Origin of the sequence: Bacillus sp. Je.9.29.b, assembly GCF_051129925.1 — a bacterium.
Classification (GTDB): domain Bacteria; phylum Bacillota; class Bacilli; order Bacillales; family Bacillaceae; genus Bacillus; species Bacillus safensis.
In genome coordinates this window covers 342,682-368,904 of record NZ_JBCPSO010000003.1, presented here as the reverse complement: position 1 = coordinate 368,904, position 26,223 = coordinate 342,682, and the positions used below count along the sequence as shown (strand labels likewise).

The following is a 26,223-nucleotide window of genomic DNA, read 5'->3' as shown; positions in this document are numbered from 1 at the left end:
CTCACAGTCAAAGCCTTATGAATTTTGAAGTTCTTCTATTTCTTGGTCATTCAGCTTTTCACGCCAGATGGTTGCACCCAAGCCTTCAAGCTTCTTCTCAAGCAAACTATATCCTCTGTCTATATGTTCAAGCCCTGTGATTTCGGTCACACCGTCTGCCATTAACCCTGCGACAACAAGACAAGCGCCTGCACGCAGATCACTTGCTTTGACCTTTGCTCCTTGGAGCTGCGTTTGTCCGGTAATAATAGCAGATCTTCCTTCGACCTTCATGTTTGCACCCATTCGACGCAATTCGTCAATGTGCTTAAAGCGGGCTGAGTAGATCGTATCTGTGACCACACTCGTGCCTTTCGCTTTTGTTAACAGCGCCGTCATCGGCTGCTGAAGATCAGTCGGAAAGCCCGGATACACAAGGGTTTTGATATCGACAGGCTTGAGTCCTTCGTTTCTGCCAACGATCAGCATCTGATCGTTGCTCGTTTCAATGGTGAACCCCATTTCTCTAAGTTTCGCCGTAATTGATTCTAAATGAGTTGGGATCACATTATCAAGTACAACTTCATCTCCCATCGCTGCACCAGCTATTAAAAATGTTCCTGCTTCGATGCGGTCAGGGATGATCGAATGCTTACAGCCATGAAGAGATTCTACACCTTCGATTCGAATGACATCGGTACCCGCACCTTTGATTTTGGCTCCCATGCTTGCAAGCAGTGTTGCTACATCAATAATTTCGGGTTCCTTTGCAGCATTTTCAATCACGGTTTTTCCTTCAGCCAGTACGGCTGCCAGCATGATGTTGATCGTCGCACCTACACTGACAACATCAAGATAAATCCGGGCTCCGACTAATTTTTCAGCGCGCAAATAAATCGCACCCTGCTCGTTTGTCACCTCGGCTCCAAGTGCTTCAAAGCCTTTGATATGCTGATCGATCGGCCTAGGTCCTAAGTGGCATCCTCCTGGCAGTCCGATGACAGCCTGCTTAAATCTGCCCAGCATGGCGCCCATTAAATAATAGGATGCACGGAGTTTCTTCACTTTTCCATTAGGAAGCGGCATACTGATCATGGAAACAGGATTAACAACCATTTCACCTTTTTCAAAAGTGACCTTTCCGCCAATTTCTTCTAACAGATCCCGTAATGTGTCGATATCTGATATATGCGGAAGGCCTTCAATGGTTACTGGAGAATCAGCGAGAATCGTGGCAGGAATCAGTGCCACAGCACTATTTTTCGCACCACTAATATGTACGGTCCCGCGCAAGGGATCACCGCCGGCAATGTTTAACTTTTCCATATTTGTCTCCCTTCTTAAAGAAGATCACTGTTGGAGTTATACTGTTTGTGGATGTCGCGCTTTAAAAGGTCTTGTCCAAAATTTAGCCAATATCAAGAGAAAGAATACAGGTTAAACGAAATTTGTCGGAAGAAAAATAATCGAAGCTTTGCGAGGCTGTGATGTTCTCTTCTTTGCACAAAACATTTCTTAGCGTTTATAAGGAAAACTGCGGCAAACGAGAGACGATCCCGCCTGCCACAATCATTTATTTATTCCAGTCTGCTAAAAATTGCTCAATGCCTGCATCCGTTAATGGGTGTTTCGTCAGCTGCTTGATGACTTTCAGCGGCATTGTGCCGATATGAGCACCTCTAAGCGCAGCTTCTGTCACATGCTGCGGATGACGAATGGATGCAGCAATGATTTGTGTATCTAATCCATGAACATCAAAAATAGTTTTCACTTCGCTGATGAGATCAAGTCCATTTTGGCCAATGTCATCTAAGCGGCCAAGGAATGGAGAAACATACGTCGCACCAGCTCTAGCTGCAAGAAGTGCCTGGTTTGCACTAAAAATCAAAGTGACGTTTGTTTTAATTCCAAGGTCTGTTAACGCTTTGACAGCTTTAAGACCATCTGTTGTCATTGGAATTTTAACCGTGATATTTGGTGCAATAGCAGCAAGCTCTTTTCCTTCTTCAATCATTTCTTCAGCTTTGAGGGAAATGACTTCTGCACTGACAGAACCTGATACCACGTCAGTGATTTCGCGAAGACGGTCGTGAAATGATACGTCCTTTTCTTTCGCTACTAAACTAGGGTTTGTTGTGACGCCTGCTAAAATGCCAAGCTCGTGCGCCTCTTTGATGTCTGCGATATTCGCTGTATCTACGAAAAATAACATAATCGTGCCACTCTCCTATCAATAAATTGTCTGAAATGTAAATTTTGATTGCGCTTTCTCAAGATATGGAGAAAACCGCCTGTGACTCAGGCGGCTTTCGGTTCTCATCAAATTATGCTTGGTTAGAAGAACCAAATTCACGCATTTTGCCGATAACAGTCGCTTTAATTGCGTCACGAGCTGGTCCAAGATATTTACGTGGATCATACTCTTCTGTTTTTGCAGCAAGTGTTTCGCGTACTGCTTTCGCAGAAGCAATTTGGTTTTCAGTGTTTACATTGATTTTTGCTGTACCAAGTGAAATTGCACGCTTGATGTCAGCAGTTGGGATACCTGTTCCGCCGTGAAGAACAAGTGGAAGATCAGTCGTTTTACCAATTTCTTCCATTTCAGCGAAACCAAGGTTTGGTTCACCTTTGTATGGACCATGTACTGAACCTAATGCAGGTGCAAGGCAGTCAATACCAGTGCGTTCTACAAGCTCTTGGCACTCTTTTGGATCAGCATAAATAACGCCCTCAGCGATGACGTCATCTTCTTGCCCACCAACAGTTCCAAGTTCAGCTTCTACAGACACACCATGGAAATGTGCAAGTTCAACGACTTTCGCAGTTGTTTCCACATTCTCATCGAATGGGTGGTGAGAAGCATCGATCATGACAGAAGTAAATCCTGCATGAATCGCTTTTGCACAAGATTCAAAGCTTGAACCGTGATCTAAATGAATCGCAACAGGAACTGTTACATTATATTCTTCGATTAACGCTTTAACCATTGCGACAACTGTTTTGAAGCCGCCCATGTAGCGTCCTGCTCCTTCAGATACTCCTAAGATAACAGGAGATTTCTCTTCTTCAGCAGCTTGTAAAATCGCTTGCGTGAATTCTAAGTTATTTAAGTTAAACTGTCCAACAGCGTAACCTTTTTCCTTTGCGTCTTTCAACATTTCTGTCATTGAAACTAAAGGCATGATGAAAAATCCTCCCTATGTAGCTAATTTGCTTGCTAAAAAAAGCTCTCCACCCTAGCATGACCAGAATTTCTCGCCATATGTAAACTTTCAAAGTCAGATCGCTTTCTTCTTCTTTTCTAGAATACCAATTATTCGACAAATCGGCAACAGAATGACTCGATTCAATCATTTCCATCTAGCCATTTGTTTCAAGCGGCAGGTATTCTTTAACAGCATCTCGGATTTCATCAATATCAAAAGGCTTAGCGAAGTGCGTCAATGCACCGAGTTCTTTGGATTCTTGGATCATATCTAATTCTCCATAGGCTGTCATAATGATGACACGAATGTCTTCATCAATTAATTTCATTCGTTTTAAAATTTCAATACCATCCATTCCGGGAATTTTCATATCAAGCAGGACAAGGTTCGGTCTATGGTTTTTCACAATATCTAATGCCTGAAGTCCATTGGCAGCTTGAAAGGTTTGATAGCCTTCTTTATGAAACACTTCATTCAATAATATTCTAATACCGTACTGATCATCGACAATTAAAATTTTCTCATTCATCTGTTACACCCCATTGCTTTCATTTTTCGCCATAAAAAGAGCTGTTGTTAAATAATTCTGTTTGATTTTCACATTTCCTTTAATTATAATAGTTTACTTTACGACATTTTCTGAGCATTTTTCCTAATATTCTCTTTATATTCTATTATAAAATGATCTGACCGAAGGAGGAAATCAGTCTTGTTAAAAATTTTTACGACCCAGTTATCAGGTATTTTTTCACGTATTGGAGAAAAGCAGGCTGAAGCGATTGAGGATGGTGCACGCCTTCTTGCACAGGCTGTGGTCAGTGGACATGCCGTTTATTTTCACGGAAAGAATGAACTGGCTGCTGTCGCCCTAGAGGCATCTGAAAGCAAGGAGCCATTTCCCGGTGCGAAGGTACTGCCGCTCGATCAAAAGGAGCGCAGCTTACTTCATCCAAGTGACAGGGTGCTGCTATTTTATTCAGACCCAGAAGATCCAGAAATTCAATCTCTTGCAAAAGAACTGCACGAACAAGGTACGCCCGTTGTTGGTGTAGGGCCGGCACAAAAGGAGCCGTCTACGATTGAAGAGCATTGTGATGTCCACATTGATTTCCAGCTCAAGAAACCGCTTGTGCCTGCTGAAGATGGGACAAGGTTTGGTTATCCTGCTTTAATGACCTGCTTATACGTCTACCACGCTCTATCGTTTACTGTGAAGGAAATCGTCGAGGAATATGAATAAAAAAACTGCCGAGAAGTGATATTCTCGGCAGTTTTTTGTTTTATTTTGATTCAGATGCTTGAAGTGAAGCACCAACGAAATCTCTAAATAATGGCTGTGGTCTTGTCGGTCTTGAAACGAATTCTGGGTGGAACTGAGAAGCAAGGAACCAAGGGTGATCCTTCAGCTCGATAATTTCAACAAGACGTCCATCTGGGCTTGTACCAGAGAAGACAAAGCCTGCTGCTTCCATTTGCTGTCTGTATTCGTTATTGAACTCGTAACGATGACGGTGGCGTTCGTAGACCACTTCGTCATTGTATGCAGCAAATGCTTTTGAGTCTTCATTTAATTTACAAGGGTATAGACCGAGACGAAGTGTTCCGCCTAGATCATCTACATCCTTCTGTTCTGGAAGAAGGTCAATGATTGGGAATGCTGTTTCAGGATCAATTTCCGCTGAATGAGCTCCCTCAAGGCCTAATACGTTTCTCGCGTATTCGATAGATGCCACTTGCATTCCTAAGCAGATTCCGAAGAATGGCACTTTGTTTTCACGGGCATATTGTGTAGCAATGATTTTCCCTTCTACTCCGCGGTCTCCGAAGCCTCCAGGAACAATAATGCCGTCCACATCTTGTACGAAATCAGCGATATTCCCTGCTGTCACTTCTTCTGCATTGATCCATTTAATCTGAACATCTGCATCAAACGCATAACCAGCATGACGAAGTGATTCAACGACAGAAATATAAGCATCTTGCAGCTCAACATACTTCCCTACAAGACCAATTGTGACTTGTTTCGAAAGGTTTTGCACTTTATCAACAAGCGCTGTCCACTCCGTCATGTCCGCATCTTGGCAGTCAAGTTTCATATGTTCACATACTAGCTTGTCCAGCCCTTGTTTTTGTAAATCAAGCGGAATGGAGTATAGCGTGTCTGCATCCTGACATTCGATAACAGCTTTTGTATCAATATCACAAAATAGCGCAATTTTGTCCTTCATATCTTGCGTCATTGGCATTTCCGTTCTGACCACGATGACGTTTGGCTGAATACCAAGACTGCGAAGTTCTTTTACACTATGCTGTGTTGGTTTTGTTTTCAATTCACCCGCTGCACGGATGTAAGGAACAAGGGTACAATGAATGTACATCACGTTTTCACGGCCGATGTCACTCTTCATTTGACGAATGGCTTCAAGGAATGGAAGGGATTCGATATCTCCTACTGTTCCGCCGATTTCTGTAATGACCACATCTGCACCCGTTTCTTTTCCGGCACGGTACACGCGGTCTTTGATTTCATTCGTAATGTGGGGAATGACCTGTACTGTTCCACCTAAGTAATCACCGCGGCGCTCTTTCTTCAGAACAGTAGAGTAGATTTTACCAGTTGTGACGTTGCTGTACTTATTTAAGTTAATATCAATGAAACGCTCGTAGTGACCTAAGTCAAGGTCTGTTTCAGCGCCATCATCTGTGACAAAAACCTCACCGTGCTGGTATGGACTCATTGTCCCTGGGTCTACGTTGATGTATGGATCGAATTTTTGAATGGTGACATCCATCCCTCTATTTTTCAGAAGGCGGCCTAACGATGCAGCCGTGATTCCTTTTCCAAGTGAGGAAACAACTCCTCCTGTTACAAAAATATACTTTGTCATTTCGTATGCTCCTCTCTTTTTTACCCTTGCATGTCTACACATGCACAGCTTCATCCTTTTTAGAGTGTATCCCTAAATCTCTTGAAAAATAAGAAAGCTCCCTTTCAAATAAATGAAAGGGAGCGTAAATGAACGTATCTTTACGTACTCTTTTTTAGAGAGCCCAAAATACATACTACATAGTTCGCTCTCGAAAGTCAAGACGGTTTTGTCCTGTTTTGAAGACCGGTTTGAGAGGGTTATTTGTCTTCCTCATCATCGTCTAAATCGTCTTCATCAATCTCCGTTAAGCCGTCATCATCTTCATCGTCATCTTCGTCGAAGTCTTCAAGATCTTCTTCAATTTCTTCATCATCGTCTAGGTCGAGATCATCGTCGTCTTCAACAAGATCAAGGTCTTCTTCAAGCTCGTCGATTTCTTCTTCCTCTTCGATCTCATCGAAGTCGTCTTCAACGACAGCTGCTTTTGATTTTTTCTTTTTCGCTTTTGTTTTCACAGCTGGCTGAACTTCTTCTTCGATTTGATCAACTGGATACCAGCTGCGAAGTCCCCATCTCTGATCACCTAACGAAATAAAGCGGCCATCTATATTTAAGTCTGTATAAAATTGAGCAAGTCGATCATCAAGATCGGATTTTTGTATTCCTTGCAAACGGATAATTTCATCTATTAACTCGGAAAACGTAATTGGTGTTTTGCTGTCTCTGAAAATTTCATAAGCAAGTTCAACTAAAGACATTTGTTTGAGCTGTTCCTGTGAGTATTCTTTCAAACTCAAGGTCAGACACTCCCTTTCTATTACATGTATGTATCCATTTATCAGTGAAATAATAAGTATTTATACCTTATTCTTACGACAAACCATACCTCTCATTATAAACAAATTAGGGGAGTTTATGCCACCTTTATTGATGTTAATTTTTGATTTTTCTCACGGGGAGCACCTAGAGTGTGTACGGCATGCTTTTTGTCGTTCAGTTTTTTCTCGTCTGTTTTAAAATTGGATGTTCTGAATGAATGAGACAACGATAGGAATCGTGAATAACATTCCAGCAGACATGAGTACGATTAGTTTTCTGCGGCTGTTTTCTTTTTCTTCCTGCTTCTTTGGAGATTTCGAAAGCTCCGCGGACACCATGATCCAGATCACCATCGTGACGATTGCCAAAATGCCCATAATTGTTGAGTTCATCATCATAACCTCCATATTGATATTTTCCCTAATTTTAACATAACACGCTGGTGATATGGATGAACATTGACAATGCGCTTACATTTGAAAACTGCATGACGAACGAAAACAGACCACCTCACGTTCAGGCGGTCTTTGCTTGTTTTCTACATATCTAGCAGTTTCCTTGAGATGACCAGGCGCTGGATTTCCTGAGTTCCTTCATAAATTTGAGTGATTTTCGCATCACGCATGTATCGTTCGACTGGGTAATCCTTTGTGTAGCCGTATCCGCCGAAGATTTGAACCGCTTCTGTCGTCACCTTCATCGCTGTATCACCGGCAAAGAGCTTGGACATGGCTGATTCCTTTCCATACGGGAGGCCTTTTGTTTCGAGCCATGCCGCCTGGTAAGTAAGCAGCCTTGATGCTTCAATCGCTGTTGCCATATCAGCCAGCTTAAAGGCGATCCCTTGCTGCTGAATGATTGGTTTGCCAAATTGTTTACGCTCCTTGGCATAATCAACCGCCGCATCAAGAGCGCCTTGCGCAATCCCAACCGCCTGTGCAGCAATGCCGTTTCTGCCGCCATCGAGTGTCATCATGGCTATTTTGAACCCTTCTCCTTCTTGACCGAGCCGGTTCCTTTCATGAATTCGGCAATCTTCAAATCGAATTTCAGTTGTTGGCGAAGAACGTATGCCCAGTTTGCTTTCCTTTTTGCCAACGGAAAAACCAGGTGTCTCTTTTTCTACAATAAAAGCAGTTGTATTTCGAGACGAAGCTTCTTGGTCTGTTACGGCAAACACAATATAATAATCTGCAATGCCTCCATTTGTAATAAAAATTTTCGCCCCGTTCAGGACATATTCACTGCCTGCCTTGACGGCCGTTGTCTTCATCCCGCCTGCATCTGAACCAGAACCGCTCTCAGTGAGCGCATATGCTCCTATCTTCTGCCCTTCTGCAAGCGGCTTTAAGTAGTTCTCTTTTTGTTCCTTTGTTCCAAATGTATAGATTGGCCATGAAGCAAGAGATGTATGAGCGGACAGGGTGACACCTGTAGAGGCGCACACTCTTGAAAGCTCCTCAACTGCTATGACGTAGGCTAAATAGTCACTGCCGATTCCGCCCACGTCTTCCGGCCAAGGAATACCTGTTAAACCGAGCTCCGCCATTTTGCGAAAAATAGATGGATCATATGTCTCTGTTTCGTCTCGATCTGCTGCTGTTGGCTCCACTTCATTTTTCGCAAAGTCTCTCACCATTTTTTGAATCATTTCATGTTCATCACTTAATTGGAACTGCATCGTGAGCCACCTCGTTTCATATTAGCTGTTTACAGATGACCAGCCTTTGAATTTCACTTGTTCCTTCATAGATTTCACAAATTTTCGCATCACGAAAGTAACGTTCTGCTTGATAGCGATTCGTATAACCATCCATGCCTAGCAAATGGATCGCTTCTGTACTGATCTCCACCGCCGTTTTTGACGCAAATAGCTTTGCCATTGATGCTTCCTTTGTGACCGGTCGATTTGCCTCTTTGAAAGAAGCCGCTTGATAGACAAGCAGTTTGGCCGCCTCAAGCTTCGCCGCCAAATCGCCCAGTCGAATGGTCGTTTCAAGACCTACTGGATGCTGCTTTAAATAGACCACTGCCTCGGTTAAAGCGGCTTCTGCAATGCCAAGGCTTTGAGCCGCAATTCCGATTCTCCCTGCATTTAGGCTGGACATGGCAATTTGAAAACCCTCTCCTTCTGCACCGAGCAGCTGATCTTTTGGAATCCGCACGCCATCAAAATGAAGCGTGACTGTTTTTGAACCGTGCAGTCCCATCTTTTTCTCATCTTTTCCAATCGTAAATCCCGGCGTATCTTTCTCGACAATGAACGCCGATATATTTTTTCTCGCAGAAGCCGGATTGGTCACTGCGAAAACAAGATACAGTTCTGCTTCCCCACCGCTTGTGATAAAGATTTTCGTCCCATTTAATACATAATCGCCGCCCATCCGCTCTGCTCTTAACTGAATACTGGAGGCATCTGATCCGGCCTTTGGTTCAGTCAGACAAAAGGCGCCCAGCTTCTCCCCGGATGCAAGCGGCGGCACATAAGTTTCTTTTTGTTCCTTCGTTCCAAAAGTCAAAATAGGCATCGTCACAACAGATGTATGAACGGACACAATGACACCGATGGTCGCACTCACTTTCGATAATTCATGGATTGCGATGATATACGTTGTAAAATCTGCTCCTAAGCCTTGATACGAAGCTGGTATTGGAATCCCAAGATAGCCTTGCCGTCCCATTTCACTTAAAAGGTTTTTTGGAAACCGGCCTTGTTCCATGGCTTCTACTTCAGGGAATATACGCTGGCGTGCAAATTCTGCTGTCTGTTCTCTCCAGAGACGCTGTTGATCCGTAAGCAAAACATCCATCTTGACTCCCCCTATAAGTGGTCGTGGTATGTGTAAAAACCTCTCTTTGTCTTTTTGCCCAGCCAGCCTGCATTCACGTATTTTTTCAAAAGAGGACAAGGTCGATATTTGCTGTCTCCAAGTCCCTCGTGAAGGGTATTCATAATAAATAAACATGTATCCAGTCCGATGAAATCAGCTAGACGAAGCGGCCCCATTGGATGATTCATCCCAAGTGTCATCACGCCATCAATACTTTCTGCATCTGCTACGCCTTCATATAAGGTGTAAATGGCTTCATTGATCATTGGCATCAATATGCGATTTGATACAAACCCTGGGAAATCTTCCACTTCAATTGGGGTTTTGTTTAATGTCTTCGCTGTTTCATAAACAACTTGATATGTGTCATCACTTGTTTGCAGCGCTCGAATGACTTCAACCAGTTTCATGACAGGAACCGGATTCATAAAATGCATGCCAATCACTTTCTCCGGTCTGCTCGTCACAGCTGCTAATTCTGTGATCGACAAGGAAGACGTGTTTGTCGCAAATATGGCCTCAGCCTCTGCAAATTGATCAAGTGTTTCAAAGATTTGTTTTTTCACACTCATTTGTTCTGATGCGGCTTCTATGACTAAATGAGCCTGCTTGACGTCTTTTAAATCTGTGGAAACGGCAAGCCGCTGCGTGATATCTCGGACTGCCTGATGTGCCAGCTTTCCTTTTTCTGCCCGCTTCGTCAGTTGTTTGGTCATGGAGGAAATCGCTCGATGAATCTGCTTTTCTGATACATCATGGAGCAGGACTGTATAGCCTGACTGAGCAAACACTTGGGCAATGCCTGATCCCATTTGACCAGCCCCAACGACCATAACGGTCTCTTCTATACTCATCAATAAACGCCTCCCTTTTCATCTACCTTTATCATGATGGCATCTCCTTGACCGCCTCCGCTGCAAATCGCCGCAATGCCAATGCCTCCACCTCTTTGTCTTAATGCATGAATCAATGTCAATATCACGCGTGTTCCGCTTGCCCCAATCGGATGACCGAGTGCGACAGCCCCCCCGTTGATATTCATTTTCCGCCGGTCGATCCCGGTTATTTTTTCACATGCCAAAGCCACAGCTGAAAAGGCCTCATTGATTTCAAACAAATCAATATCCTCTAGGCGCTTTCCTGTTTTCTTTAAAAGCTTCTCGATAGCAAAGGCTGGTGTTTTCGGAAAATCCTTCGCCTCTACAGCAACCTGAGCATGACCGAGAACGACTGCCATTGGCTTTACGTCATGCCGTGCAGCATACGTGTCTTTCATTAAAAGGAGCGCACTTGCACCATCATTGACACCTGGTGCATTTCCAGCGGTGATGGTACCCTTCTGATCAAAAACAGGCATGAGCTTTGACAGCCGTTCATATGACGTATCACGCCGCGGAGACTCATCTTCTGTGATCAGCCGTTCTCCCGTTTTTATTTTGACGGTGACGGGGGTGATTTCATGCTCAAAAAAGCCGTTTTTTTGCGCTTCGATGGCCCGTTCATGACTTCTGAGTGCCCACAGATCCTGCTCTTCGCGCGTGATGCCGAGCTCCTTTGCAGCCATACTTCCATACTCACCCATATGAACGCCTGTAAACGAACAGGTTAACCCATCTAAAATCATCGCATCTTGTACTGCACCATCTCCCATTTTGTAGCCCCATCGCGCTTTTTTTAGCACATAAGGAGCGTGAGACATAGATTCCATACCGCCCGCTGCGATGACCTCAGCATCTCCGGCTCGAATGATTTGATCTGCTGCAGTCACACTGCGCATTCCGGATGCACAGACTTTATTGATGGTTTGTGTTGGAACAGACCAAGGAAGATCAGCATATCTTGCTGCTTGCCTTGAAGCAATCTGCCCTTGCCCTCCTTGTAACACACATCCCATAATGACCTCATCTATTTCATGAGAACCCGAAACTCTTTCCAGTGCAGCCTTGATCGCTATACCGCCTAGTTCTGCGGCAGTCAAACCACTGAGAGCACCGCCTAGTTTTCCAAATGGTGTTCTTGCTCCAGATACAATGACCGTCGAACTCATGTATGCCCCTCCCCGTTTGTTACCGCTTACATATGATTTAGGCAGCTGATGAAACAGCGCCATGGATAAGCCGATGAACATCCTATTCATCGGCCAGTCATGTTTACGACACCTGCTTTCCAGGCTCACCAAACACTGATTTTTCAAGAAGTTCGGCGACATCAAATGTGCCTACCTGCTCCTCTACTTCCTTCGCCTTCGTCCCATCTCCCAGCATCGTTAAGCAATAAGGACACCCTGAGCTGATGATGGACGGCTGGACCTGTAACGCCTGCTCCGTTCGTGCAGTGTTAATCCGGGTACCCGTCTCTTCTTCCATCCACATTAAGCCCCCGCCTGCACCGCAGCACATACCAGTTTCACGGTTGCGCTCCATTTCTTTCAGCGTCACACCAGGAATGGCTTTTAAAATGTCTCTTGGCGGGTCGTACACTTCGTTATATCTGCCTAAGTAACAAGAGTCGTGGAAAGTAATCACTTCGTTCACTTCATGTACAGGTGTTATTTTCCCTTCTTTCACTAACTCTGCCAGTAATTCTGTATGATGATACACTTCTGCCTCAAGTCCGAAGTCTGGATATTCATTTTTAAATAAGTTATAGGCGTGTGGATCAATCGTGACGATCTTTGTAACGCCGTTTTTCTGGAATTCTTCAATGTTTTTTGCAGCAAGCTCTTGGAATAAAAATTCGTTTCCGAGTCTTCTTGGTGTATCACCTGAGTTCTTCTCTTTATTGCCTAGGATGGCAAAGGAGACCCCAGCTTCATTGAGGAGCTTTGCAAAGGCAAGCGCAATCTTTTGGCTACGATTGTCATAGGCCCCCATTGAACCAACCCAGAATAAATAATCAAAGGTTTGCTCTGCTTTTTTCAGCTCTTTCACTGTCGGCACATGCACATCTTCTCTCAGTTCACGCCAATTTTCTCTTTCTTTTCGGTTCAGTCCCCACGGGTTCCCTTGGCGCTCAATGCTTGTCATGGCACGCTGTGCATCTGCGTCCATTTTTCCTTCAGTCAAGACAAGATATCTGCGCATATCAATAATCTTATCAACGTGTTCATTCATGACAGGGCATTGGTCTTCACAGTTTCGGCACGTCGTACATGCCCAGATTTCTTCTTCTGTAATGACCTCTCCAATAAGAGAAGGATGATATATAGAGCTGGCAGCCGACTCTTCCGCACCTGCTCCTCTCGCCTGCAGTGCCAGCTGGTTTCCTGTTGTCTGCTTGAAGGCAAGCTGCGGGACCCAAGGTGTCTTTGATGTAATAGCGGCCCCTTTATTGGTTAAATGATCTCTTAACCTTAATATCAAATCCATCGGAGACAGCATCTTCCCTGTCCCTGTTGCCGGGCACATATTCGTGCAGCGCCCGCATTCCACACAGGCGTAAAGATCGATGAGCTGAGACTGACGGAAGTCTTCAATTTTTCCCACACCGAAGGTCTCTTGTGACTCATCTTCAAAATCGATTTTTTGCAGCTTGCCTGGCGGGTCTAATCTGCTGACAAATACGTTCACAGGCCCTGCAATCAGATGGGCGTGCTTTGACTGCGGAACATATACTAAGAATGTCAGCAAAATAAGAAGATGCACCCACCATGCGGCATAAAAAACAATCGCAGCCGCAAGAGGTGAAATTCCGCCCAGCAAGAAAGCAATACCAGAAGCGATTGGCTCAGTTGGTGATAGAGAGTGTCCATGCCAGATCATGTTCATGCCGTTCCCAAGTAAGACTGTCAGCATTAAGCCGCCAATAAATAAAAGCACTAGACCCGATTTGAAGCCTCGTTTTAAACGGACAAGCTTCTCCACGTATCTTCTATGAAACGCCCATACAACGGCCACTAAAATGAGAAGTGTGACCACCTCTTGGAAAAACGTAAAGACGCCGTACACCGGACCTAAAGGAAGCCCGCTGTCTGGAATAAGCCCCTTCAGAATAAAATCAAGGGCTCCGAACTGTACGAGGATAAATCCATAGAAAAACAGCACATGAATGATGCCGCTCTTCTTGTCCTTTAACAGCTTCTTTTGCCCAAATACATTGACCCAAACACGCTCTAAGCGTTTCTTCATGTCTTGTTGAAACTCTTCTTTTTTACCAAGACGAATATACGCCGCTCGTGTTCGAATGAGATAAACAAACAAATACACTGCGTAAGCGGTCACCGCCGCAAATGCGATCAAGTTGATGATTAAAAGGCTATTCATCTTGCTCCCCCTTTCATTCCCCAAAACCCACTTTGTTCCGTTTCCATGTTGTACCTCTATCATAAATAATGAATGAGTATTCAGTCAATATTTTTTACACGTTTGGGTACACTATTGAAATATGCAAAAAAGGAGGAAGTTTCATGATCGCATTGATCATCCTACTCGTACTCATTGCCATCGTTTTGCTCGTGATGTTAGACCTTTATATGGGAAGGAAATATTTTTCTACTCACGCATTTGAACGGTCTTTTGACCAAACAAGCGGCGATGCTGCCTTTTATCATGATGGCGAACCATTTTTCGATCAGCTGCTTACCGATATACAGCAGGCCTCTTCTTCTATTCATATGATGTTCTTTATTGTAAAGAACGACAAGATTGGTCAAAAGGTCTTACAAGCATTGAAAGCCAAAGCTGAGCAAGGAGTTTCCGTCTTTTTGCTGACCGACCGATTGGGCTCCTATCCGTTTGATCAAAAGGCGATTGACATGCTAGAAAGAAGCGGCATTCAATTTTACTTTTTAAATAAGCCTCGGTTTCCTTTTTTGATTTACCGTTTAAACATGAGAAATCACCGTAAAATCACGGTAATTGATGGGAAAATTGGCTATATTGGCGGATTTAATATAGGCGATGAATATGTTGGAAAGAAAGGCCGGTTTGGCATTTGGAAGGATTATCATTTGCGGATGACTGGACAGGTTGTCGCAGATCTCCAGCATGTATTTCTGAATGATTTGTACCGGTCGTCTGGTATTCATCAGCTGCAATATGAGGTTTTCCCTGCATTGGAACCGGGAACATTACAATGCACAACACGCGCGACTGCTGGCTTTTCTTTAGAAGCTTTATTTCTTAAAGATATTCAACAGGCGAAGAAACAGATCATCATCTGTACGCCTTATTTTATTCCATCTTCCCCTCTTCTGAAGGCGCTGCTTGATGCACGAAAGCGCGGCGTCACAGTTGAAATCATCATTCCAATGAAAGCGGATCATCCACTTGTCAAAGAGGCTGGCTTTCATTATTTGAAGGACCTCATTGCCTCTGGATGCCTTGTTTATCGTTTTTATAAAGGATTTTATCATTCGAAAGCCATTTTGATTGATCGCAGCCGCTGTATGATCAGCACTGCGAATTTTGATAAACGCAGTTTGTTTTTAAACGAAGAAGTAGATGTGGCCATTGATGATCCCGACTTTACTGCACACGTAGAGGAAAAGATTCGGGAGCATATGGAGGTATCTGAAATCCTGACAGAAGAAACATTGTCAAAGCGCCCGCTTTTCACACGGCCGCTTGAGTGGGTTGCCGCCATGTTCTCGTATTTTTTATAAAGGAGATGACCTATGCGTTATCGATTTGGTTATGTATCCAATGCCGTCACCTTGTGGGAAGCTTCTCCTGCCAAGTCGCTGACCTTTGCTAGATACAGCAAGCTCGCTAAGGAAGAAAGAAACGAGGCTTTATTGCGAACAACGAAGGCCAATCTCGTGAATACATTAAGAACGCTTTATTTCGCCATTGCTCATGATATCCCGCTTTACCGTTTTTCAAGCTCGATCGTCCCGCTCGCGACCCATCCCGAGGTGCGCTGGGACTTTGTGACACCTTTTCGCAAAGAATTTCTTGAGATAGGCAAGCTGGTGAAACGGCACGGCTTACGGGTCAGCTTTCACCCCAATCAATTTACCTTGTTTACTAGTCCAAAACCTTCGATAACTGAAAATGCCGTCATCGATATGACGTACCATTATCAGATGCTTGAAGCGATGAAGCTCGAAAAGGAAGGCTACATGAACATTCATGTAGGCGGGGCTTACGGTGATAAAGAATCGGCTCTTCAACGCTTTGATGAAAATATCAAACAGCTTCCGGTTCATATCAAGGCGAGAATGACACTTGAGAACGATGACAAAACATATACGTCGCTGGAAACGCTTAGTGTATGTGAAAAGCATGAGATTCCGTTTGTTTTTGATTACCATCATCACGTGGCAAATAAAGATGATGATGCCGCACTCGATGACATCCTGCCAAGAATGTTCAACACTTGGACAAACACTGACATTCCGCCCAAAATCCATTTGTCTTCACCTAAATCAGAAAAAGCCATACGCAGTCATGCAGATGGAGTAGATATGAACTTTGTCTTACCGCTTTTTCAAACATTAAAACCGTATGGTCGTGATGTAGATTTCATGATTGAAGCAAAATTAAAGGATCAGGCTCTGCTCCGTCTAGTCGAAGAACTGTCTGCGATAAGGGGCAATCGGCGGACGGGCGGAGGAACCATTGAGTGGAAATCATAGAGAAAGGTTTACCTTTATGCAAATGAGGGTAACAAAGCTATTGTGAGAAAGTAATTAACAGGAGGATATGAAGATGTCTCAAATTTATTCAATCCGAATCGCTGCAAAAGCGTTGAATTTACATAAGCTTATTTCTCTTTATGAAAAGTGCCAGCAGGCTCAGCATCGTATATATGTGTATTCTAAAAAAACAATGTGCAACATTAAGAACATCGTAGAGCTTGAAACCTTCAGGCTCACTCATTTAGAATCTGATTACTTAATTGTCGTAGAGGGGAAAAAAGCGCAAGATCTCCTTCAGCCGTTTGAAAAAGAGACGGTTTCATAAAGAAGAGCAGCCCGAGGCTGCTTTTTTGCTATATCCACTCTTTTGTTAACCAAACTTGTTTGGAGGATGCATCCATTTTCACTTGTGCCCCAATTGGCATCGTAAGCATTGGGTGCGTATGGGCACAGTCAAAATCAGCGATGAGCGGTCTTTTTGTCTCTCCGAGCACCTCAAGTAAAATCTCGTAAGGTTCTTTGCCCGTTCCTTCATCATCAAACAGCTCATGTTTTCCCAAAAGAATCCCTGATACCCGTTCAAACACTCCATTTACTTTCAATAAAGAGAAGTTCTTTTCTACAACCGACGCGGTTTTCATACAATCTTCAATGAGAAGGATGTCTCCGTTTTGGATGGCTGGCATGAACTCACTTCCCCATATGCCATACATCGCATTCAAGTTCCCGCCGATCAATCTGCCTTCTGCCTGTCCCTCTATGACGCACAGCCAATCATTCGGACGCTGCTTTTTGTCACGCGTCTTTTCTTCCCAATTGATTCGTTCATCTGTCCAAAAAGGCGGTTTTTCTATCTGATAAGGAATGGTTTGTTGGGACATCAGGATGTCCTCAAATGACTGATATGTATAATCGACAAATGGTTCAAACTCGCCAAAAGAAGGAACAAGCGCCGGCCCGTAGAAAACAGGCAGTCCCGTTTTTTCGTATGCCGCTAAAAGAATTGCTGTCGCATCTGAATAACCGATCATGATTTTCGGATGTTGTTTCAGCAGGTCAAAATCAAGATAAGGCAGCAAACTATTTGAATTCGTCCCGCCAATCATTGACATGATGCACGCCAAGTCCTTTCTAGCCATCAGCTCATTCAGCTCATCTGCTCGTTCTTGAATTGTACCTGAACGGTAGTGATCCTCTTTCCCTGTTAATGATCCTGGAACCACAATGAATCCTTTTTGCTCAAGCCACTTCTTCGCCCGCTGATACCTAAGAGGCGAGGTCGCTGATGCAGGACTTGAAGGTGAAAAAATACCGATCTTATCGCCCTTTTGTAATCGCCGAAGCCCCTTCATTCCATCAGATCCTTCCTACAACGTTTTTTCTATCCTAACAAAAAAAGCCCTTTATCAAAAGGGCTCAGATTGTCGACAAAGGGCTAAAATGATTTTGCTTTTAGCCTTTGTCTTCATTTCAGCGTGATAGAAAACCTTTGCAGCCCTAGGAAGGACGAGTACCGGCTCGGAGCGAATTTGACATTCGTGAGCACCGGCACGCAGGCCTGACACCGAATGCGAGGGTTTGTCTACACGCTGATCCCTTTATCAAAAGGGCTTTCTCTTTAATGACCAAACTGCGCTTCATGCAGTCTGCTGTACACGCCGCCCATTTGAATGAGGTCTTGGTGGCGGCCTTGTTCTTGGATGCCTTCCTCTGTCACGACGATGATACGATCGGCGTGTTTAATTGTTGCCAGGCGGTGGGCAATGACGAGTGTTGTCCTGCCGACAGCCAGTTCGCTCAGTGCATCCTGTATAGCTTTTTCTGTTTCTGTATCAAGTGCTGATGTGGCTTCATCTAAAATAAGAATCGAAGGATTTTTTAGGAACATCCGCGCAATCGACAGACGCTGCTTTTGACCTCCCGACAGTTTGACGCCGCGCTCGCCTATGACTGTATTTAATCCTTCTGGGAAACGCTGAACGAGTTCCTCTAAATGCGCACGACGTACAGCCTCCCAAATCTCTGCATCGCTGGCTTCTAGGTTGCCGTACGCAATGTTTTCTCGAATGGTGCCTGAGAATAAAAAGACATCCTGCTGCACAATGCCGATCTGCTGTCTTAAAGAAGACAGGGTCATCGATTTTGTACTCACACCATCAATTGTAATCTCCCCTTCATCCACATCATAAAAACGTGGCAGCAAACTGCAAATCGTCGATTTCCCGGCTCCTGAAGGCCCGACAAACGCAACGGTTTCTCCTTGTTTGATCTTCAAATCGATATCTTTTAACACGTGGCTGTGCTCATCGTAGCCGAATGTCACGTTTCGATATTCAATTTCACCTTTCAATCCGAATACATCACGAGCTCCTTCTGTATCCTTCACATCTGGCTCTGTTTCAAGTAAATCGACATAGCTTTTAAAGCCCGCAATTCCTTTAGGATACATTTCAATCACTGTGTTGATTTTATCAATCGGTCTGAATAAGACGTTTGTAATGAGAACAAACGCGATAAATCCACCTGCCGTTAATTGACCCTGCAGAACAAACCATGTCCCTGCCAGAAGGACAAACAGTGTCACAAGACGTGTGAGAATGTAACTGATTGAGCCGTTCACCGACATGATTTTATATGAAAGTAGCTTCGCTTTCCGAAAGCGGTTGTTGTTTTCAGCAAAACGCTTTTTCTCGAAATGTTCGTTGGCAAAGGCTTGAACAAGACGAATGCCGCCAATATTGTTTTCAACCCTTGCATGAAAGTCTCCAATGTCATTGTTCAGCTGTGTAATCGCCTGTGTCATCTTCTTATTAAAATGAAGGGCAAGCCAAATGATGACAGGCATGATCAGAAAGGTTAAAATAGCAAGCTGCCAGTTAATCATCAGCATGACAGCAAAGGCGCCAAGAATCGTCATAATTGCAATAAACAAATCCTCAGGTCCGTGATGAGCCACCTCACCAATGTACATGAGGTCATTTGTCATCCGAGACATAAGCTTACCCGTTTTGTTGTTATCAAAGAACTTAAATGAGAGACGCTGAAAATGATCAAACAGCTTCTTCCTCATATCTGTTTCAATATTGATACCTAACATGTGCCCCCAGTACGACACAATAAACTGCATAACCGAGCTGAGTGCATAAATGATAAACAGAGCAAGTGCGGTCCAGGCAATGACCGTCCAATTCCCTGTTGGTAATAATGTATCAATGAAGTAGTTCACGATCAGCGGGAAACCAAGTTCCATCAATCCAACTGCGACAGCGCAAAAGAAATCTAAAAAGAACAGACCGCGATAGGGCCTGTAATAGGCGAAAAAGCGTTTTAGCATATGTAAAAGAACCTCATTCCCTCTATAATTGATAATCATTTTCAATTATAGAGGAATCCTCTTCAAAATACTAGATCAGGAAATGATTTCTTTGACTGGAAATCCTCATAATACGCCAGAAAACAACCGGGCAAATGATTCCTTCAACCGCTCTTTTAAGCCTCTTTTATAAAAATGAACAGGACCCATTTGTTCACATTCCTTCATATCTTCCTCATAGTGAGCCATCAATTGCTCAATTGGCTTTTTGGCGGCTGTAAAGACATTGACCTCAAAATTGAGCTGAAAGCTTCTCATATCGACATTCGCGGTGCCGACAGAAGCGAGTTCTCCATCAGCGATCATCACCTTTTGGTGCATAAACCCTTTTTGATAGTGATACACCTTGATGCCCTCTTTTAGAAGCTCAGAAAAATAGGATCGTGTGGCATATTGCGTGAGAAATCCGTCATTGATCTCCGGTACCATCACCCGCACATCCACCCCTCTTGTGGCAGCGATTTTGAGCGCAGTGCGAATCGATTCGTTTGGTACAAAGTAAGGTGTGGCAATCCAGACAAATTGTTTCGCATTAGAAATGAGGGCATCATATAAATCACTCATACTTTCTTTCATATCAGGTCCAGTTGGTACAACCTGAATAACATCCTCGCCTGTCACAGAATTCGGCGTATGATACCTCGGATCATCAATTAATACTTCATCTGATACATACTCCCAGTCCAGCATAAAAACGGAGTGAAGGGTCTGAACAGCCTCACCCTTTAACATGGCATGCGTATCACGCCAAAAGCCGATCTTTTCATCCCGTCCTACGTATTCCTTGCCGACATTTAACCCGCCGACAAACCCTGTCTCTCCATCAATAATGACGATTTTTCGGTGATTTCGAAAATTGAATTTTTGATTAAAGAATCCATATTTTAAAGGAAGAAAAGGAGCGACCTTGACTCCTGCCTGCTTCAAGCGTTTAATATCTTTTCGGGAGAAGCGGATGCTGCCTGCCGCATCATATATGAAGCGGACCTCTACCCCTTCTTTCACTTTTTCAATCAAAATCTCCATCATCCGGTGGCCAAGGAAATCGGATTTAAACATGTAATATTCAATATGAATGAACGATTTTGCCTTTTTTAACTCTTCAAAAATTCGGGGAAACGTCTCCTCCCCATTCTTTAAAATCTCCATATCACTATTTGTATTCACATGCATGCCTGTTGCTTTTTCTGTGTAATGAAAAAAAGCACGCTGATTATCGGTTAAACGTGACTCATTCGGCTTACTCTCAAGCTCAGAGATTCTGCGTAATTTCTCGCGGTTATACATTCTCTTTGATTTGAATAAATGGCCCTTTACATAGAGCTGTCCTGAGAACAGATAGAACATATAGCCAATGATCGGGAAAAAAATCAGCACATATATCCATAACAGCGTGTGCTGTGATGTACGGTTCTCCAGCATGAGTGAGATGATACTAAATAAAATAATGGCGATATAAATCGCTGCGTACAGCTGAACGCTCCACGCCGGCACAGTCCACCAAAACACCACATATGCCCCGAAGATCATAAAATATAAAAATAAAAATTCCAGTCTTCTCTTTTTCACATTCTCCGCCCTCATTCTGTCTTTTTCTCTTCCATACCCTTTACACAGCTTGTATGAAACGCACGACCCATTCCTTTTTCCTAGCCTTTACAGACTTGCGCTATTTGATCCGATATAATGGAGAAATACGTGATGGAAAGGAAGATTTGTTTATGCATACACCCCCACCTTTAAAAAAAGGCAGCCATATTCGTGTCATTGCCCCAAGCCGAAATGCCAGCATTTTATCAAAAGAAGGAATTTCTCAAGCGAAAAAACGTCTGGAGTCTTTAGGGTTCACTGTCTCTTTTGGACAGCACGTCTTTGAATGTGACCTTCATTCCTCATCGTCTATTGAACACCGCTTGTCTGATCTGCATGAGGCGTTCACAGATGATGAGGTCGATGGTATTTTGACAGCCATCGGAGGCTTCAACTCCAATGAGCTTTTGCCTTATATTGATTACGACTTGATCCGTCAGCATCCTAAAGTCCTTTGCGGCTATAGTGACATTACAGCACTTGCAAGCGCCATTACAGCGAAATGTGATATGGTAACATATTCTGGCCCCCATTTCTCAAGCTTTCAAATGGAGCAGGGACAGGAGGAGCAGACCGCTATGTTTCAAGCTTGCTTGATGAACGGAGGCGAACCGTTTGATGTGATTCCTTCAACAAAATGGAGTGATGATGCGTGATATCTCGATCAAGCGAACAGGCAGTTTCATCCGACGAAATGGAACATATATCAGGCAGGAACAGCTGAAGGCACCTTGTTTGGCGGAAACCTTTGTACACTGAACTTACTGCAAGGGACATCATTTATGCCGAATGTAAAGGATGCGGTCTTATTTGTCGAGGATGATGAGCTGGTGTTCCCTGAAATGTTCGCCAGAGACCTTACCTCCCTCTTACAGCATGCACAATCAATCAAAGGGTTGATCATCGGACGCTTTCAGAAGAAATCCAAGATGACAGAGGAACATTTAAGATTCATCCTAGATAAGCACCCAATGCTCAAACACATCCCAGTGATTTACGATGTCGATCTCGGACATACACAGCCCGTCTTCACCCTCCCGATTGGCGGAAACGTTCAGCTAGCGTGTACAAATGGAGACGTGAAGCTGCGCATTCATTCATGACTAAAGGCCAAAAAGCACCCAAATAGGCGGTGCTTTTTTCTATGCCGCCATCTTTTTTGAAATTTTTTAGAAAAAGTGATCCAACCCTCCATCCCCTTCGTTAAGTAGATGTAAAAAGAAAAGAGAGGAGGCAAAAATATGTTTTCTGATGTACTTAGCCAATTATTCGATTCTATTTCTAACATGATTAATACGCTTGGATAATTTTCAAAACCCGCTGTCTCTTGAGGATAGCAGGTTTTTTATACGAAAAAGCCCCACTCATTCAATAGAGTGGGGCTTTCTTTCATTTCATTACATCTTTTCCGGTGCCGATACACCAATTAGTTTTAATGCATTAGCAAGCGTGATTTGTGTTGCTTTCATGAGTGAAAGACGTGCTGTTGTTTTTGTTTCTTTTTCTGCGTCAATGACCTTCTCGGCATTGTAGAAGCTGTGAAGGGCTGATGCAAGGTCATAAATATAGTTCGTCACGCGGTGCGGAATACGCTTTTCAGCTGCTTCTGCTACAACTTCTGGGAAGCTGCCAATGATTTTCAGAAGATCGTATTCTTTTTCCGATTGAATGTGAGAGAAATCGGCTTTTTCAAGGTTAGGTTCGTAGCCTTTTTCTTCTCCTTGACGCAGCATGCTGCAAATTCTCGCATGCGCATATTGTGCATAGTACACAGGGTTTTCGTTAGACGTAGAAATCGCTAAGTCTAGGTCAAAGTCCATATGTGTCGCCGCACTTCTCATCGCAAAGAAATAACGAGTCGCATCTAAGCCGACTTCTTCAATCAGATCACGCATTGTGACGGCTTTTCCTGTACGTTTACTCATCTTCATCTTTTCGCCGTTTTTGTAAAGATGCACAAGCTGAATGATTTCTACTTCCAGTTTGTCAGCTGGATATCCAAGTGCTTGGATCGCCGCTTTCATCCGAGGAATATAGCCGTGATGGTCCGCTCCCCAAATGTTAATGAGCTGGTCAAAGCCTCTGTCCAATTTGTCTTTATGATATGCGATGTCTGGAAGCAGGTAAGTGAAGCTGCCGTCTTTTTTAATCAGCACACGGTCCTTATCATCACCAAAATCAGTTGAACGCAGCCATGTTGCGCCGTCTTCTTCAAAGACATAGCCTTTAGCGCGAAGTGTTTCCAGCGCTGGTTCGATTTTTCCGTTTTCATATAAAGAGGTTTCTGAATACCATACATCAAATGGCACACGGAAATTCTCAAGGTCTACACGTAATTTTTCTAATTCGTATTTCAAACCGTATTCACGGAAGAACTTCATACGCTCTTCTTCCGGCTCATGCACGAAACGGTCACCAAATTCATCCGCAAGCTTTTGTCCGATGCCTTTGATGTCTTCTCCTCTGTAGCCGTCTTCAGGCATTTCTTTTTCAAGACCGAGTGCCTCAAAATAACGTACTTCTACAGATAAAGCGAGGTTATTGATTTGATTCCCTGCATCGTTGATATAGTATTCACGGCTCACATCGAACCCTGCTTTATCAAGGATGTTGCAAAGGGAATCTCCTACAGCTGCTCCGCGGGCATGTCCAAGGTGAAGGTCACCTGTTGGGTTAGCTGAGACGAATTCGACTTGCACCTTTTGACCGCCGCCTGTATTCGTTTCGCCGTAAGCTTCTTTTGCCTCAAGGACAGCTGGAATGAGCTTTGTTAAATACTGATTGTTCATATAAAAGTTAATGAACCCTGGACCTGCGATATCCAGTTTTTCAATGGAAGCTTTCCCTTTATCAAACGCATTGACGATGTCCTCTGCGATTTGACGAGGTGCTTTTTTCGCAATGCGGGCAAGCTGCATCGCCATGTTGGTCGAGTAATCACCGTGAGTTTTGTCTTTCGGCACTTCTAAAAGGACATCTGGCACCTGGCTTTCATCGGCAAGTCCTGCTTTGACGACTGCCGCTATGATTTCTTCTTTTAACGCATCTTTGACCTGTTCTGCGATATTCATGAACGTAAATCCTCCTTATACGAAATCGATAATGTATGTAAATGCTTTTGATCTTCTCCTGTCAGCATATCGTACGTAATGTGCAGCAGTCCCTTGTCCACATCGAGATCAATACCATGTGTGTGCACATCTAACTGAAGTGTACCGAATGGCATCGTGTAATGTGTGACGGTCGTTTCTCCAATGAGAAAGCGCTGCTTCATTTGAATAGCCCCTGATCTCATCACAAAAATTTCTTTTTCACTCATTTTCACAACGGTTTTTACTTGACCCATTTCATGTTCTTCATGGTAAGTGAGATACGTTTTGTCATTCTTCTCTTGGTACGTTCCAGTCGTGCGGAATTCGATCGTTTCAGCCGGCTCCGTCTCTGGTTTCATCACTGACTTTACATGAATTGAAATTTGGTTTTGTGTCATTTTGCACTTCCTTTGCTAAGACCCGTTTAACTAAAATAGTATACCATAATCATGATCGCCTATCATACCATCATTTCTCTTCTTCAAGGCGATTAAACTTCGTTTTTCATCTTCAGCCATCCCTTTAGAAAAAAAGAAAAATACAACTGACCACTACGACAAGTCCAGCCTTTACACCTAAGTCTTTTCTTTTCATTAAGTAAAAAAGAGCCTGTATGCCTGAACTTGCCAAAAATGCCTGGAAAAAATCAAATGGTGCGATTTGATCCTTTTTAAATACTACCTGCATGAATAACGCAATGGTCGTCAGATAGAAAAAGCCTCGATCGTGAAACAGCCCCAGCATCTCTTCCTTTGCTTCCTTCTTTGAAGCAAAAACAGGCGGATCAGCTGCGAGCTCTCGTTTCAGTGTGAGAAAGCCTGCCGCTAACACACATAAAGCGAGGATCCCCATCAATATTGACGAAAACATGAGCTCCCTCCTTTATTTTTTGACCAATGTAAAAAAAAGAGCTTGTCCACATGAGATGACAAGCTCCTCTATCAACTGATTATTTCACAAATCCAAGCAGCATTTCGCGTAAAAGCTTACTCGCTGTATTCGCTGTTTGGTCAGAGTGATCATATACAGGTGCTACCTCGACTAGGTCTGCCCCAACGACTTTGACGTCAGATCCTGCAATCGCATGAATGGATGCAAGCAGCTCTTTTGATGTAATACCGCCAGCATCTACCGTTCCTGTACCAGGTGCATGAGCTGGGTCAAGTACATCAATATCGATCGTCACATATACTGGACGCCCTTTTAGCTTTGGCAATACTTGCTTCAATGGCTCCAGCACTTCAAATTTAGAAATGTGCATACCCGCTTCTTTTGCCCATTCAAATTCTTCTTTCATTCCAGAACGGATGCCGAAAGAGAATACATTTTCAGCTCCAATAAGTCCTGCAACTTTACGAATCGGTGTTGAATGTGAAAGCGGCTCACCCTCATATTCCTCACGAAGATCTGTATGTGCGTCCATATGGATGATGGCCAAATCAGGGTATTTCTTATACATCGCACGGAAAACCGGCCAAGACACGAGATGCTCGCCGCCCATTCCTAATGGAAACTTCCCTTTTTCTAAAATGCTGTCGACATACTCTTCAATTAAATCTAAGCTCTTTTGTGCATTCCCAAAAGGAAGTGGGATGTCACCCGCATCAAAGAATGGCACCTCGTGCAGTTCACGATCTAAATAAGGGCTGAATTCCTCTAAACCGATCGATACTTCACGAATGCGGTTCGGACCGAAACGTGAACCTGGGCGGTAGCTAACTGTCCAGTCCATCGGCATGCCGTATAAAATGACCTTTGCATCTTCCCATGTCGGATGACTTCCAATAAACACTTTTCCTGAATAAGCCTCGTCGAATCTCATGCAAGATTCCTCCTTTTACGCTTCAAAAAATGCGCAAACCGTCATTTGCGCATGTCCATTT

The 26,223-nt window shown here is 43.7% G+C and carries 23 protein-coding genes and 1 pseudogene; 5 read left to right on the top strand and 19 right to left on the bottom strand.

What is annotated here, in order from left to right; all coding sequences use genetic code 11:
- Positions 1–15: 15 nt before the first annotated feature.
- The 4 genes from AAZR19_RS08060 to AAZR19_RS08045 form a co-directional block, all read right to left on the bottom strand.
- Positions 16–1,305, bottom strand: a complete 1,290-nt coding sequence (locus AAZR19_RS08060) for a UDP-N-acetylglucosamine 1-carboxyvinyltransferase (RefSeq protein WP_024423746.1) — start codon at positions 1,303–1,305, stop codon at positions 16–18.
- 247 nt (positions 1,306–1,552) lie between these two features.
- A complete protein-coding gene (gene fsa / locus AAZR19_RS08055; protein ID WP_003215343.1) occupies positions 1,553–2,191 on the bottom strand; it encodes a fructose-6-phosphate aldolase in 639 nt (212 codons plus the stop codon).
- 112 nt (positions 2,192–2,303) lie between these two features.
- A complete protein-coding gene (locus AAZR19_RS08050; RefSeq protein ID WP_434702810.1) occupies positions 2,304–3,161 on the bottom strand; it encodes a class II fructose-bisphosphate aldolase in 858 nt (285 codons plus the stop codon).
- A 178-nt stretch (positions 3,162–3,339) separates the two neighbouring features.
- Entirely contained in the window at positions 3,340–3,714 is a 375-nt protein-coding gene (locus tag AAZR19_RS08045) for a response regulator (RefSeq protein ID WP_003214681.1), read from the bottom strand.
- A 180-nt stretch (positions 3,715–3,894) separates the two neighbouring features.
- On the opposite strand from AAZR19_RS08045, the gene AAZR19_RS08040 reads away from it, so the two are divergent.
- Positions 3,895–4,425 carry a DUF2529 domain-containing protein gene (locus tag AAZR19_RS08040; RefSeq protein WP_202738518.1) on the top strand — a complete coding sequence of 177 codons (531 nt, stop codon included), beginning with the start codon at positions 3,895–3,897 and terminating at the stop codon, positions 4,423–4,425.
- Between the two features lie 40 nt (positions 4,426–4,465).
- Here the strand turns inward: AAZR19_RS08040 and AAZR19_RS08035 are convergent, their stop codons facing one another.
- The 8 genes from AAZR19_RS08035 to AAZR19_RS08000 all read right to left on the bottom strand — a co-directional run bounded on the left by AAZR19_RS08035 (position 4,466) and on the right by AAZR19_RS08000 (position 13,967).
- On the bottom strand, positions 4,466–6,073 hold the full coding sequence (locus AAZR19_RS08035) for a CTP synthase (RefSeq protein WP_087976048.1): 1,608 nt from the start codon (positions 6,071–6,073) through the stop codon (positions 4,466–4,468).
- Positions 6,074–6,312: 239 nt separating this feature from the next.
- On the bottom strand, positions 6,313–6,852 hold the full coding sequence (gene rpoE, locus AAZR19_RS08030; RefSeq protein WP_034281231.1) for a DNA-directed RNA polymerase subunit delta: 540 nt from the start codon (positions 6,850–6,852) through the stop codon (positions 6,313–6,315).
- Between the two features lie 216 nt (positions 6,853–7,068).
- Positions 7,069–7,266 (bottom strand): hypothetical protein, encoded by a 198-nt coding sequence (locus AAZR19_RS08025; RefSeq protein ID WP_080769525.1) that lies wholly within the window; start codon positions 7,264–7,266, stop codon positions 7,069–7,071.
- Between the two features lie 146 nt (positions 7,267–7,412).
- A complete protein-coding gene (locus AAZR19_RS08020) occupies positions 7,413–8,555 on the bottom strand; it encodes an acyl-CoA dehydrogenase (RefSeq protein WP_076840480.1) in 1,143 nt (380 codons plus the stop codon).
- Positions 8,556–8,571: 16 nt separating this feature from the next.
- On the bottom strand, positions 8,572–9,684 hold the full coding sequence (locus AAZR19_RS08015) for an acyl-CoA dehydrogenase family protein (protein ID WP_434702806.1): 1,113 nt from the start codon (positions 9,682–9,684) through the stop codon (positions 8,572–8,574).
- Positions 9,685–9,695: 11 nt separating this feature from the next.
- Complete coding sequence (locus AAZR19_RS08010) at positions 9,696–10,559, bottom strand: 3-hydroxybutyryl-CoA dehydrogenase (RefSeq protein WP_076840481.1); 864 nt, start codon at positions 10,557–10,559, stop codon at positions 9,696–9,698.
- On the bottom strand, positions 10,559–11,752 hold the full coding sequence (locus AAZR19_RS08005) for an acetyl-CoA C-acetyltransferase (RefSeq protein WP_076840482.1): 1,194 nt from the start codon (positions 11,750–11,752) through the stop codon (positions 10,559–10,561). Before AAZR19_RS08005 ends, AAZR19_RS08010 begins: the two co-directional genes overlap by 1 nt.
- 103 nt (positions 11,753–11,855) lie before the next feature.
- The gene (locus AAZR19_RS08000; protein WP_076840483.1) at positions 11,856–13,967 is read right to left on the bottom strand and encodes a heterodisulfide reductase-related iron-sulfur binding cluster; all 2,112 of its coding nucleotides are present in this window, start codon (positions 13,965–13,967) and stop codon (positions 11,856–11,858) included.
- A 143-nt stretch (positions 13,968–14,110) separates the two neighbouring features.
- Between AAZR19_RS08000 and cls (AAZR19_RS07995) the strand changes: the two genes are divergently transcribed.
- The 3 genes from cls (AAZR19_RS07995) (at position 14,111) to AAZR19_RS07985 (ending at position 16,610) form a co-directional block, all read left to right on the top strand.
- Positions 14,111–15,307 carry a cardiolipin synthase gene (cls, locus tag AAZR19_RS07995; RefSeq protein WP_076840484.1) on the top strand — a complete coding sequence of 399 codons (1,197 nt, stop codon included), beginning with the start codon at positions 14,111–14,113 and terminating at the stop codon, positions 15,305–15,307.
- 12 nt (positions 15,308–15,319) lie between these two features.
- Entirely contained in the window at positions 15,320–16,282 is a 963-nt protein-coding gene (gene uvsE / locus AAZR19_RS07990; RefSeq protein WP_041108188.1) for a UV DNA damage repair endonuclease UvsE, read from the top strand.
- A 73-nt stretch (positions 16,283–16,355) separates the two neighbouring features.
- A complete protein-coding gene (locus AAZR19_RS07985; RefSeq protein ID WP_041108190.1) occupies positions 16,356–16,610 on the top strand; it encodes a hypothetical protein in 255 nt (84 codons plus the stop codon).
- A gap of 28 nt (positions 16,611–16,638) precedes the next feature.
- On the opposite strand, the gene AAZR19_RS07980 is transcribed toward AAZR19_RS07985, so the two are convergent.
- The 3 genes from AAZR19_RS07980 to cls (AAZR19_RS07970) form a co-directional block, all read right to left on the bottom strand.
- Complete coding sequence (locus AAZR19_RS07980) at positions 16,639–17,637, bottom strand: S66 family peptidase (RefSeq protein WP_041108192.1); 999 nt, start codon at positions 17,635–17,637, stop codon at positions 16,639–16,641.
- A 266-nt stretch (positions 17,638–17,903) separates the two neighbouring features.
- Positions 17,904–19,619, bottom strand: coding sequence for an ABC transporter ATP-binding protein (locus AAZR19_RS07975; protein WP_041088614.1), 1,716 nt, complete (start codon positions 19,617–19,619; stop codon positions 17,904–17,906).
- Positions 19,620–19,724: 105 nt separating this feature from the next.
- Positions 19,725–21,242, bottom strand: coding sequence for a cardiolipin synthase (cls, locus tag AAZR19_RS07970; protein WP_422109581.1), 1,518 nt, complete (start codon positions 21,240–21,242; stop codon positions 19,725–19,727).
- Between the two features lie 137 nt (positions 21,243–21,379).
- Here cls (AAZR19_RS07970) and AAZR19_RS07965 point away from each other — a divergent pair.
- A pseudogene (locus AAZR19_RS07965) lies at positions 21,380–22,351 on the top strand (S66 family peptidase).
- Positions 22,352–22,645: 294 nt separating this feature from the next.
- On the opposite strand, the gene argS reads toward AAZR19_RS07965, so the two are convergent.
- The 4 genes from argS to speB form a co-directional block, all read right to left on the bottom strand.
- Positions 22,646–24,319 carry an arginine--tRNA ligase gene (gene argS / locus AAZR19_RS07960; RefSeq protein ID WP_076840488.1) on the bottom strand — a complete coding sequence of 558 codons (1,674 nt, stop codon included), beginning with the start codon at positions 24,317–24,319 and terminating at the stop codon, positions 22,646–22,648.
- Complete coding sequence (locus AAZR19_RS07955) at positions 24,316–24,738, bottom strand: DUF1934 domain-containing protein (RefSeq protein WP_003215400.1); 423 nt, start codon at positions 24,736–24,738, stop codon at positions 24,316–24,318. Before AAZR19_RS07955 ends, argS begins: the two co-directional genes overlap by 4 nt.
- A 124-nt stretch (positions 24,739–24,862) precedes the next feature.
- Entirely contained in the window at positions 24,863–25,210 is a 348-nt protein-coding gene (locus AAZR19_RS07950) for a hypothetical protein (protein ID WP_076840489.1), read from the bottom strand.
- A gap of 79 nt (positions 25,211–25,289) precedes the next feature.
- On the bottom strand, positions 25,290–26,162 hold the full coding sequence (speB, locus tag AAZR19_RS07945; protein ID WP_226015412.1) for an agmatinase: 873 nt from the start codon (positions 26,160–26,162) through the stop codon (positions 25,290–25,292).
- Positions 26,163–26,223 lie beyond the last annotated feature (61 nt).